Consider the following 12759-nt stretch of genomic DNA (forward strand, 5'->3'; position numbering starts at 1 on the left):
GATTTGGTTATTATAAGAATTTCATTACCATGTAGGAGGAAGATTTACAATGGACGTTAAAATGAACAAAATAGAAACAAACGTAGTTGAATTTGAAATCAAGGTTGAAGCTGAAAAGTTTACAGCAGCTATAAATAAGGCTTACAGAAAAAATCTTAAGAAGTTTAATGTGCCTGGATTCAGAAAGGGAAAAGTTCCAATGTACATAGTTAAACAATACTATGGAGTAGGAATCCTTTTGGAAGATGCTGTTAATTTTGCAATAGATGAAAGCTATCCAGAAGTATTAAAGGAAAACAACATCAAGCCAGTTGATTATCCTGAAATAGAAGTTAAAGAAGTTGGAGAAGGAAAAGACTTAGTTTACACAGCTAAAGTTACTACTTACCCAGAAGTTACTCTAGGAGAATATAAGGGATTAGAAGTGAAGAAGCCAGTTTACGAAGTAACTGAAGAAGATGTTCAGAAACAGGTAGAAGCTTCTCAGAAGAAGAACGCTAGAGTTGAAACTAAAGAAGACGGAACTGTAGAAGACGGAAACATAGCAGTTATCGACTTCAAGGGATTCATTGATGGAGTTGCATTTGAAGGTGGAGAAGGAAAAGACTTCTCACTAGAAATCGGATCAAAGACTTTCATAGGTGATTTTGAAGAACAATTAGTTGGTGCTAAGGTTGGAGATAAGAAGGAAGTTAAAGTGACTTTCCCTGAAAACTATGGCAGAGATGAATTAAACGGTAAAGAAGCATTATTCGAAGTTACTGTTAAAGAAGTTAAAGTTAACGAATTACCTGAAATAGATGATGAATTCGCTAAAGAAATATCAGAATTTGATACTATAGCAGAATACAAAGAAGATTTAAAGAAGAAGATGCAGGAAAGTAACGATGCAAAAGCTGAAAGAGAATTCGAAGAAGCTGTTATAAATGCTGCTGTTGACAATGCAACTGTTGAAATTCCAGAAGTTATGGTTACTAAAGAAGTTGAATCAATGATTAAAGATTTTGAACAGAGATTAAAGTATCAGGGATTAGACTTAAAGCAGTACTATGAATATACTGGAAGCTCAGAAGAAAAGATGAAAGAATACATGAAAGAAAATGCTGAAAAGAAGGTTAAGACTGATTTAGTTCTTGAAAAGATTACTGAAACAGAAAACCTTGAAGTTTCAGATGAAGAGCTAAAGGCTAAAGCAACTGAATTAGCTTCTATGTATGGCGCTAAGGAACCAGAAAAAATGGTTGATATGATAGTTAAGGCTCAAGCTGAAATGTTAAAGAGCCAGATTAGAATGGAAAAGACTATTAAAATGATGACAGAAAGCGTTAAAGCTAACTAGTTATTATCTATAAAAAGAAATCCTGCATTATGCGGGGTTTCTTTTTTATGTGGCGTAATATATCTAATTAAGTCAAATTTAATAATATATATAATATATAAATAGAGGATGATTTTATAGTATGATTGTTTTTTTTGAAATGTGTTCATAATAACAGATATAATTGAAATGTGTACATTGTGAAAAATTTCAATTAGTATATAGTAAAATGTTGCACTAAATCTTGATAAATTATATAATACAGGTAAGCTTTAAAATTATTTATTTAGTTAGAAGCTTAATCTGCTAATAATTTCTTTGAACTTCAATTATATATGGTGAAGATAATAATATTTCATATAATGATATTGGAGCTTTATAAATAACACAAAAGAATAATATGCAGTTTAAAGTATAATTACTTTTTATTTAGAGATAATTGGTAGAAGGAGGAGAAAAGAATGAGTTTAGTACCAATGGTAGTAGAGCAAACAAGCAGAGGAGAAAGATCTTACGATATATTTTCAAGATTATTAAAAGATAGAATTATAATGTTAAGTGGGGAGGTAAACGATGATTCAGCGAATTTAATCGTTGCACAGTTACTATTCCTTGAAAGTGAGGATCCTGATAAAGATATATATTTATATATAAATAGTCCAGGAGGATCAATAACAGCTGGAATGGCAATTTATGATACAATGCAGTATATTAAGCCTGATGTATGTACTATATGTACAGGACTTGCTGCATCTATGGGAGCATTTTTACTTTCTTCAGGACAAAAAGGAAAGAGATATGCACTTCCTAATAGTGAAATAATGATTCACCAACCTTTAGGAGGATTCCAGGGTCAAGCAACTGATATTGATATTCAGGCTAAGAGAATATTAAAGATAAAAGATACATTAAACAAGTTAATCAGTGAACAGACAGGTCAGCCATTAGAAAAAGTTCAGCGTGATGTTGAAAGGGATTATTTTATGGAGCCTGCAGAAGCACAAGAATATGGTTTAATTGATAAAATAATGGTAAAGAATGAATTAGACAAACAATAATAAATCTAAACCGTAGTGAGGTGTATTTAATGGCAAAATATGATGATAAAAAACAATTGAAATGTTCATTTTGCGGAAAAAACCAGGACCAGGTAAAGAGACTTATTGCTGGACCAGGAGTTTATATATGTGACGAATGTATCGAATTATGTTCAGAAATAATTGCTGACGAGTTTGAAGAAAGCGTTCAATTCGATTCTACTAGTCTTCCAAAGCCAAAGGAAATCAAGGAATACCTTGATCAGTATGTAGTTGGCCAGGACTCAGCAAAGAGATCTCTTGCTGTTGCAGTATATAATCACTATAAGAGAATTAATGCAAATAATGATGATGATGAAATTGAATTACAGAAGAGTAACATTTTACTTTTAGGACCTACTGGTTGTGGTAAGACTTTCCTTGCTCAGACTCTTGCAAAAATGCTTAATGTACCTTTTGCAATTGCAGATGCAACAACTCTTACTGAAGCAGGTTATGTAGGTGAGGATGTAGAAAATATCCTGTTAAGACTTATTCAAAATGCTGATTATGATGTTGAAAGAGCTCAGAAGGGTATAATTTATATTGATGAAATAGATAAAATTGCTAGAAAATCTGAAAATCCATCTATAACTAGAGATGTATCTGGAGAAGGTGTTCAGCAAGCACTTCTAAAAATATTAGAAGGTACTGTTGCTTCAGTTCCACCACAGGGCGGAAGAAAACATCCTCATCAGGAATTTATACAAATTGATACATCAAATATATTATTTATCTGTGGTGGTGCATTTGATGGTATAGATAAGATAATAGAAAATAGAACAAGAAAGAGTTCTATGGGATTCGGTGCCCAAATTCAATCTAAAGAAAAGAAGGATATTGGAGTATTATTAAAAGAAATAATGCCTGGAGATTTATTAAAGTTTGGACTTATTCCAGAGTTTGTTGGAAGACTTCCTATACTAGTTACTTTAGAATCTCTTGATGAAAAAGCTCTTGTAAGCATCCTTCGTAAACCAAAGAATGCTCTTGTAAAACAATATAAGAAGTTATTCGAACTTGATAATGTTGAGTTATCGTTTGAAGATGATGCACTTGTAGCTGTGGCTGAAGAAGCTATCAAGAGAAATACTGGTGCTAGAGGTCTTAGAGCAATACTTGAAGAAGTTATGAATAAAATAATGTTTGATATTCCATCAAATGATAGAATTGTCAAGGTTGATGTTACTAAAGAATGCATTACTGATAAGAAGGAACCTACTGTTACAATGTTAGCAGAAGGCGAAGTAAGACCAGTACTTAGAAAAGCAAAGCACAAAGACAATAAAGGCATAGAAACAGCATAATATAAATGCTGTATTTAAAGCAGATCTGTTAACTCAGATCTGTTTTTTTAGTGTACAGATTTATTTTGAGGTGAAATGTATATAGTATAAGGTATAATTTCGGATTGAACTCCTTTATGAAATTTCAGAGGTTTGGAGGTGCCCTCCATTATGGCTTAGAAATTAGCTAACGTAGCGTTGCTAATTTCATCCTGAATTATACATTATAAAATATACATTTCCTTAAGATAATCATTAATATTAAATAGATTTATAGATTAAGATTAATAGATGAATAAATATTAACTAAATAGAGAATAATACTAAGAGCATTTGTAGGAGGTTATTTTATGAATGATATACTGACAGCTATTATATCAATAACTCAACTAGTCCTTACAACAGTTATAATTTCTCTATTAGTGAGTAATTCTAAGAATTCTAAGGGAAATAAAGATATTATTGCTAATGAAAATAGAAAAGAAATGGATATTCTTAATAGGATGAAGAAAATAAAACTTACTGAGCCGTTAACTGAAAAAAGCAGGCCAGAGAATTTTAGTGAGATAATTGGGCAGGAGCAGGGAATAAAAGCATTAAGAGCAGCTTTATGTGGACCTAATCCACAACATGTTCTAATTTATGGGCCACCTGGAGTTGGTAAGACTGCAGCAGCAAGACTTGTACTAGAGGAAGCAAAGAAAAATAATATGTCTCCTTTTAAGTATGATGCAAAGTTTGTAGAGATTGATGCTACAACTTTAAGATATGATGATAGAGGAATTGCAGACCCGCTTATTGGAAGCGTACATGACCCCATATATCAGGGGGCAGGTGCTATGGGGATAGCAGGTATACCTCAGCCTAAACCTGGCGCAGTAACAAAGGCACATGGAGGAGTTCTCTTTATCGATGAAATTGGAGAACTGCAGCCAATACAGATTAATAAACTTCTAAAGGTACTTGAAGACAGAAAGGTTATTTTAGACAGCGCGTACTATTGTTCTGAAGATCCTAATATGCCTACATATATTAAAGAAGTATTTGAAAATGGCTATCCTGCAGATTTTAGACTTATAGGTGCAACAACAAGAAGCCCTGAGGAAATAGCTCCAGCTATCAGGTCAAGGTGCGTAGAAATATTCTTTAGAGCTCTTGATGAAGATGAAATTAAAATTATAGCAAAAAATGCAGTAAAGAAGTCTGGATACAGGATAGATGAGAAATCTCTTGATATTATATCTAAGTTCTGCAGCAATGGCAGGGAGGTTATTAACCTTGTACAGCTTGGAACAGGCATCGCTGTAAACAGCCATAGAGATATAATAACTGATGCTGATATAAACTGGATAATAGAAAATGGCCAGTACAGTATGAGACCTGAGAAGAAGATAAACGATAAGCCCCTTGTTGGTGTTGTTAATGCACTAGCAGTATATGGAGCTAATATGGGTACTGTGATGGAGATAGAAGCAACTGCAAAGAAGACACTTGAAGATAACGGAAGTCTCAAGGTAACAGGCATTGTGGAGGAAGAAGAAATTTCTTCTTATAACAGGAAGGTTAAAAGAAAATCAACAGCATACTGTTCTGTAGAAAATGTACTGACAGTGCTGGATAATATATTTAATCTTGGATGCAAGAATTACGACATACATATTAACTTCCCTGGGGGTATACCAATAGACGGTCCTTCGGCAGGGATAAGTATTGCAACAGCAGTGTATAGTGCCATTACAAAGAAAAAAGTTAATAATAAAGTTGCGATGACTGGAGAAATATCACTTCAGGGAAAAGTTAAGCCTATAGGAGGCGTGAGTGCGAAGATATCTGCAGCTGTAAAAGCAGGAGCTTCTATAGTAATAATACCTGAAGAAAACTGGTCTGACGAGTTTAAGAATATAAAGGGTATTGAGATTAAAACAGTGAGAAATATTAGCGATGTTTTAGGGTTGGCTTTACTTGATATGTATGATAAAATGAATAATGTTAACATGGATGGTATTGATATTTTATCAGCTAAATCAATGAATTAATAATTAGGGCTGCAGTTAACCGCAGCCTTAATTTTTTATCAATATATTAATAAGGAGGAGTGTACTATGAATAATGATTTTGAGAATCTTCCTTTAATACCCTTAAGAGGACTTACAGTATTCCCTAATATGGTATTGCATTTTGATACAGGTAGAAAGAAGACTGTTGCATCATTAGAACAGGCGATGATAAATGATCAGAAGATCTTTTTATCTACTCAGAAAGATATAAATGTGGAAGAACCTAAAAAAGAAGATATTTACGAAGTTGGTACTATATGTAACATAAAACAGATAATAAGACTGCCTAAAGATAATATAAGAGTTCTTGTGGAAGGACTTCAAAGAGCAAGGCTGATTGATGTAATTGAAAATGAAGATTTTTATGAAGCAAGTGTACAAGCTATTGAAGAATTATGTGATAATAATGAAGATGTTGATATAAAGTCACTAGTTAGAATGCTTGAAAAACAGTTTAGAGTTTTTGCAAAACTTACAGGACTTGATTCATCAGAAATGCTTATGTTCAATGATGAAACACCTGAAAATCTTGCAGATCTTATCGGTACATATTTAAATTTAAAATATGATCAGAAGCAGGAAATACTTCAGACTATTGATGTTAAGGAAAGACTGCAGAAAGTGCTTACATTTCTTGAAAGCGAAATAGATCTTGTTAAGACTGAAAAGAAGATTGCAGTTAAAGTTAAGAGTAAGATAGACAAGTCTCAGAAGGAATATTATTTAAGAGAACAGATAAAAGCTATTCAGGAAGAGCTTGGCGAAGATTACGACAGCAAGAAGGATATTGCAGAATACGAAGAAAAGCTAAAGAAGATGAAGATGCCTAAGTTAGTTAAGGAAAGATTATCTTACGAAATTAACAGACTTAAATCTACTGGTTCATATTCATCAGAGTATTCAGTAATAAAGAACTATGTAGAATGGGTATTTGCTATGCCTTGGAATAAGTCTACTAAGGATAATTTGAATATTAAGGAGGCTAAAGATGTTCTAGATGAGCAGCATTATGCTCTTGATGATGTTAAGGAAAGAATAATTGAATATCTTGCAGTTAAGAAGAAGGCTAACAGCCTTAAAGGACCTATACTATGTCTAGTTGGACCTCCAGGAGTAGGTAAGACTTCAATAGCTAAATCAATAGCATCTGCACTTAACAGACGTTTTGTGAGAATGTCACTTGGCGGAGTAAGAGATGAAGCTGAGCTTAGAGGCCATAGAAGAACTTATGTTGGAGCTATTCCAGGAAGAATCGTGTATGGACTTAAAGAAGCTAAGTCAAATAATCCTGTATTCCTGCTTGATGAAATAGATAAGATGTCAAATGAATATAAGGGAGATCCTGCTGATGCGTTGCTTGAAATCCTTGATAGCGAGCAGAACAAGGACTTCAGGGATAATTATTTAGAACTTGATATAGATTTATCAGATGTTCTGTTTATAACAACAGCAAATACTTTAGATACTATACCTGGACCACTTAGAGACAGACTTGAAGTAATTGAGGTTTCTGGATATACATACGAAGAAAAGTTCCATATTGCTGATAAATATTTAATTCCAAGACAGCTTAAGGAAAATGGAACTGATTCTGAAGAAGTAAAGATATCTGATAATGTTATTAAGTCTATTATCGAGAATTACACAAGAGAATCTGGTGTGAGAAATCTTGAAAGAACTATTGGTACAGTTATCAGAAAAGCAGTAAGTGAAATGATGATGAAGGACAAAAAACATATCAATATCACAATGAATGTGCTTGAAAAGTACCTTGGACCTAGGATGATTAACTATGACAGAGCTGCAAAGCAGGATAGAGTGGGTACAGTACGTGGACTAGCGTGGACTGCCTTTGGTGGGGATACTCTTGAAATTGAAGTTATGACTATGGATGGCAGCGGAAAGCTTGAACTTACAGGTCAGCTTGGTGATGTTATGAAAGAATCTGCAAAAGCTGGGTATACTTATATAAGAGGAAACGCTAAGAAACTTTGCATTAAAGATAAATTCTATAAAGACAAAGATATTCATATCCATGTTCCAGAAGGTGCAGTTCCCAAAGATGGTCCTTCTGCAGGTGTAACAATGGTAACAGCTATGGTATCTGCACTTACAGGAAGGAAGGTTAAACATAATGTGGCTATGACTGGCGAAATTACTTTAACAGGCAGAGTGCTTCCAATTGGCGGACTTAAGGAAAAATCTTTAGCCGCATTTAGAGCAGGAATTGATACAATAATTATACCTAAGGAAAATGAAAATGATGTTAAGAAAATACCTTTAAGCGTAAGAAGAAAGCTTAATATAATATTTGCAGAGAACATAGATGATGTTCTAAATAATGCATTATATGGAGTTGATAGTAATGAAAATTAATACATCAGAATTTATAATTTCAGCAGTTAAAAGAGCTCAATATCCAATGGATGGTTTTCCGGAAGTAGCTTTTGTCGGAAGATCAAATGTTGGTAAATCATCAATAATAAATTCTCTTACAAATAGAAAAATGCTTGCAAGAGTTTCACAGACACCTGGAAAGACAAGACTAGTTAACTTCTTTTTAATCAATAAAGAGTTTTACATAGTCGATCTTCCTGGCTATGGATATGCAAAAGTATCTAAGAAGGAAAAGGAAAGCTGGGGTAAGACAATTGAGATGTATCTTACAGGAAGACAACAGCTTAAGAGAATAGTTCTTCTTGTAGATTGCAGACATAAGCCTACTGGTGATGATATCATGATGTATGAATGGATTAAGCATTTTGGTTATGATGTTGTCGTAATTGCAACAAAGAGCGATAAGTTATCTAGAATGAATCTTAAGAAGAGCGAGAAGGTAATTAGAGAAACACTTAAACTTACAAAGCAGGATAAGCTTTATTTCTTCTCATCACTAAATAAAGTTGGAAGAGATGAACTTATAGACCATATCTTCGAAGAGCCAGTACATGGTCTTTCTGAAGAAGATACAACTCAAGAATAATTTATAAAGAATTTGATATAAAAAACTGTCTGTTTGGTAACAACGAGTTACTAAGCAGGCATTTTTTTTATTCATATAATATAGGTACACTGCAGAAATATAATACTGAGATCTGAAAAAGATTAGAGATATGAGAGCAGATATAAGAGTATAGGATGAAATTTATTCGCTTATGCTTTGGCTAGAAACTCCAGTGGAGTTTCATCCATTTCTCTAATCTCTTAGTTCTTATCTATAATCTATATAATAATGGTTCCTTATAGTTCGATGATTTAATTATTTTCGGCTTTATTGCAAAGAGTATATTTTCCTTAAATTATTGAGTAAAAATTCTGTGTCAATTTTGTAGTGAGAGAATAAGATATACTATAAAAAACAAATTGAATATAGGAGGAATTACGAATGGAAATAAACGATATTCTTAATGGAGATGGAAATTGTGGATGCAAACCACAACCATGCTGCTGCTGCAATAATAACAACAATAGCAATTGTGGAAATGGATGGATATGGTGGATATTAATACTATTAATATTCTTTGGATGTGGTAATGGCTTTGGAGGCTTCGGCGGAGGATACGGTGCTGGCGCTGGATATCAGATGCCTGTTATGAGCTGCTGCCAACCATGCTGCTGCTGCTCTAAGAAGAAACAGAGAAGTAGTTGTTGCTGCTGCGAACCATGCTGTTGTAATGCTATGATGCCTGCTTATGGAGTACCATATGGTGGCGGATACGGTGGAGTCGGTGCAAACGGATTTGGCTGTGGTGGATCTTGGATCTGGATTTGGTTAATAATCATCCTAGCATTTGGATGGGGCTTTGGCGGAAACAACGGCTGTGGCGGTGGATTCTTCTAATAATCCTATCATTTGAATTAATATTATTCTGGTGTCGTATTTATGAGGTAAACTAGGATAGTTATTGGAGGGCGTAAGCCCTCCCAATAAAAAAGTTTAATACATATTTATTAATATTATAGGGAGGAGAAAAGTTGAGCAGACATAGTAGAAACCATAGTCATGGAAGCATGGGGAATTTTAATAATGTTGACTTTCAAAAAATGGCTTCAATGATGAATAATATGGGTAATATGCAGAATGGAACCCCACAAAATAGCGGTAATAATGATTATATGAATATAAATAACTTAGCATCAATGCTTGGACTTGGTGCACAGCCTAATACATCTTCTGGAATGAATGAGATGGGAGGAAACCCATTAGCAGGAATGATGAATGCCATGGGTGGCGGACAAGGAGGAAACCCATTAGCAGGAATGATGAATGCTATGGGCGGACAAGGAGGAAATCCATTAGCAGGAATGATGAACGCTATGGGCGGACAAGGAGGAAATCCATTAGCAGGAATGATGAATGCCATGGGCGGAGCAGGAGGAAACCCCTTAGCTGGAATGATGGGTGGTCAAATGAATCCATTAATGGCTATGATGAGCATGTTTATGAAAGGTCCGCAGAGACAAACTATGCAACGACCATTTGGAAGAAATAATAGCACTAATAGTAATATGAACAACAATAGGACAAACATAAGAAATAATTCTGTTAATGTAAATAAAAATATAAATAAAGAAACTCCAATAAATAATGATACTGTAAAAGAAACTGTAGAAGAATCAAGAGCAGAAGAACTGAAGAAAAAACCATTTGCTGAGGGGACCAATATTGAAATGCTAAAGTCTTTAAGAGATGTCGTTGATTCAAGTAAAGTGGAGTTTATAGATAAACTTATTAAAATGTATGAAGATGGAGAAATAAAAGATACAATAAATTAATTTTATTGTATAAAAAAAAATAAAATGACAATAATATAAACGTAAAGGAGAGAAATCTCCTTTAGCTTACGAAGAGTAATCTTCAAAAAGCTAAAACCCCCCATCCCCCTTTTGGGGCCGCAAAAGCGGCCCTTTTTAATTTTATTAAAAATCTAATTCCCTACTTTTCAATAGATATTGAATTAATTTTAAACATATCAGATAACTGCTTTACTGTAACTTTCATTTTTATTATTGATGAAGTCTGTTCTGCTGATTTTAACTTCTTTTCGAATCTTATATTCCATTGATATTCTGTAGGGTTTCCGTTTTTATCACATTTTGTGTCAAAGAAGAAACAGTCTCTAAATTGATAATCATAGGAATTTTTAGATAGCTTCCAAAGAAGCGACTTGCTGTAGTAATCAACATCGTCATTAAAGATGTCAGGACATTCTTCAAGTTCATATTGAAGTTGAATTACATCGATTAATTTTTGTATACAAGAATATCCCTGAATATCTGATTTATCATATGATATATTCTTATAGCTGTCTTTAATGTACATATACTGCTGAATATTTTCTAGCGAACTATTTATGTTAAAAGAAAGCAACCTTGAAGTTTTATTAGAGGTATGATCTAAAATTCCTATAGAATTATTTGTAGAAGAAAATATATCAATAAATTTATGGCCATTCCAGGTAAATATGTGCTGCATAGGGGTATTGTTTTCATATGACTGTATTATGATTTCAGGGATATTATTACGCGTAGTATCTATAAAAGTACAGTATATTTCGTTGTTACTTGTCCCTAAAGTATTTAAAGGTGTACTAGGAATAAGTTGATATTTTGTACTGTTTATATACGCTATAGCAGAATACTTGCCGTCATCGACTTCAATACTTAAGATATCTTTTCTTCCGTCACCGTTTAAATCAATTTTATAATCTGTATCCTTGCCACTTGAAATTGTTTCAATAGCTGCAGAATTATTCGTATCTAAGTTTCTGTTCGTATTATAATATAAAGTCATAATAGGCAGGCAAATTACAATGCATAAAAATATAACTACTTGTATAATGAATTTGTTTAATTGTTTATCAGATACTCTCATTTATATCCTCCGCAAATTTACTTTATATATTTATATGATTTTTTATAGAAAATAATTATGCTTAAAAATAAAAATAAGCAAAAAAACAGATTAGTATATTACTAATCTGTTTTTTTTTTCTGACAATTGCTACATACACCAAAAAAGTATACCTGATCAGAAAGTATTGTATAGTCGCTGTGCTTTTCTGCATCTATTACAAGAGTGGAATAGTCAAGGCCCATTATATCATCCACTCTTCCACAGTTAATACATTTTACATGTGGATGTGATGATGTGTTTGCATCATATCTGAAATTATTCTCACCTAGATTTAACTCCTGAATCAATCCTACTTCAGTAAGAGTCTTAAGAGCTTTGTATAAAGTTGCAAGACTCATTGTAGGATAATCTTCGTGAAGTGCTGTATATATTGTTTCTGCTGAAGGATGTTCTGTAGTACCTTTTAAGTATTTGTATACAGCTATTCTTTGAGGAGTTAACTTTAGGTTGTGTTCTTTGAAAACCAATGTTAAATTGTCCATAAATAACCATCCTATAATATTTTGTTATATTTGATTTCAATAATACATTTAAAATTATATTCTAAACAATATCATTTGTCAACTAATAGCAATTATTACTTGTTTTTTGTGAATATGTTGAATTTATTTAGGAAGTAGCTGATAAATCCTGTAAGAATAAAATCATATAATCCGAATCCTATTTCAGCTCCTGCTAATAATATATAAATAGGCAGTTTTGAATTTGTAAGACCCATAAACAATGTAGAATATATAAAGTAACATATTCCAAGAGATATATTAAAAAATGTGAATTTTATGATAAATTCTATAACATTGTTGTTAATCTTTTCAGCAAAATATTTAACAATCCCATATATACCGAATAGGAAAATGTACACAATGCAGATAACCTTGTTTGGTATAATTAGTGATAAAAGTGATGTGGCTGAATATACAAGAATAGCTGTTTTTAAATTACAAGTTAATAAAGTTATTGGTATTATTACTGATGACAATATTAAAAATGCCAACTTGTTAGTTGGCATAAAGGAGGAAAGATATAAGAAGATAAAACCAGCGGCAGTAAATAATCCTCCTTTAGCTATGTTTTTAGAGTTCATTTTACTTGTACCTCCATATCA

At 32.9% G+C, this 12759-nt stretch carries 11 protein-coding genes; 8 read left to right on the forward strand and 3 right to left on the reverse strand.

Annotation, left to right across the window (positions count from 1 at the left end; genetic code table 11):
- Positions 1-49 precede the first annotated feature (49 nt).
- The 8 genes from tig (at position 50) to FYJ33_RS16000 (ending at position 10513) form a co-directional block, all read left to right on the forward strand.
- On the forward strand, positions 50-1339 hold the full coding sequence (gene tig, locus FYJ33_RS00525; RefSeq protein ID WP_154529815.1) for a trigger factor: 1290 nt from the start codon (positions 50-52) through the stop codon (positions 1337-1339).
- 440 nt (positions 1340-1779) lie between these two features.
- The gene (gene clpP / locus FYJ33_RS00530) at positions 1780-2376 is read left to right on the forward strand and encodes an ATP-dependent Clp endopeptidase proteolytic subunit ClpP (RefSeq protein ID WP_154529816.1); all 597 of its coding nucleotides are present in this window, start codon (positions 1780-1782) and stop codon (positions 2374-2376) included.
- Between the two features lie 29 nt (positions 2377-2405).
- Positions 2406-3701, forward strand: coding sequence for an ATP-dependent Clp protease ATP-binding subunit ClpX (gene clpX, locus FYJ33_RS00535; protein WP_154529817.1), 1296 nt, complete (start codon positions 2406-2408; stop codon positions 3699-3701).
- A gap of 329 nt (positions 3702-4030) precedes the next feature.
- Positions 4031-5716, forward strand: coding sequence for an ATP-dependent protease LonB (gene lonB / locus FYJ33_RS00540; protein ID WP_154529818.1), 1686 nt, complete (start codon positions 4031-4033; stop codon positions 5714-5716).
- 66 nt (positions 5717-5782) lie between these two features.
- Positions 5783-8113, forward strand: a complete 2331-nt coding sequence (gene lon, locus FYJ33_RS00545; protein ID WP_154529819.1) for an endopeptidase La — start codon at positions 5783-5785, stop codon at positions 8111-8113.
- Positions 8103-8720 carry a ribosome biogenesis GTP-binding protein YihA/YsxC gene (yihA, locus tag FYJ33_RS00550; protein ID WP_154529820.1) on the forward strand — a complete coding sequence of 206 codons (618 nt, stop codon included), beginning with the start codon at positions 8103-8105 and terminating at the stop codon, positions 8718-8720. Before lon ends, yihA begins: the two co-directional genes overlap by 11 nt.
- Positions 8721-9122: 402 nt before the next feature.
- Positions 9123-9578, forward strand: a complete 456-nt coding sequence (locus tag FYJ33_RS16140; RefSeq protein WP_235900736.1) for a hypothetical protein — start codon at positions 9123-9125, stop codon at positions 9576-9578.
- A 134-nt stretch (positions 9579-9712) separates the two neighbouring features.
- Positions 9713-10513, forward strand: a complete 801-nt coding sequence (locus FYJ33_RS16000; RefSeq protein ID WP_206046576.1) for a hypothetical protein — start codon at positions 9713-9715, stop codon at positions 10511-10513.
- Between the two features lie 160 nt (positions 10514-10673).
- Here FYJ33_RS16000 and FYJ33_RS00565 read toward each other — a convergent pair whose 3' ends face one another.
- From FYJ33_RS00565 to FYJ33_RS00575, 3 genes are all read right to left on the reverse strand, one after another.
- Positions 10674-11612: a hypothetical protein gene (locus tag FYJ33_RS00565; protein WP_154529821.1), complete on the reverse strand. Its 939-nt coding sequence runs from the start codon at positions 11610-11612 to the stop codon at positions 10674-10676.
- Between the two features lie 101 nt (positions 11613-11713).
- On the reverse strand, positions 11714-12136 hold the full coding sequence (locus FYJ33_RS00570) for a transcriptional regulator PerR (RefSeq protein WP_154529822.1): 423 nt from the start codon (positions 12134-12136) through the stop codon (positions 11714-11716).
- 95 nt (positions 12137-12231) lie between these two features.
- Positions 12232-12738 carry a hypothetical protein gene (locus tag FYJ33_RS00575; RefSeq protein WP_154529823.1) on the reverse strand — a complete coding sequence of 169 codons (507 nt, stop codon included), beginning with the start codon at positions 12736-12738 and terminating at the stop codon, positions 12232-12234.
- Between the last annotated feature and the right edge of the window lie 21 nt (positions 12739-12759).

It is taken from the genome of Inconstantimicrobium porci, from assembly GCF_009696465.1.
Taxonomy (GTDB): domain Bacteria; phylum Bacillota; class Clostridia; order Clostridiales; family Clostridiaceae; genus Inconstantimicrobium; species Inconstantimicrobium porci.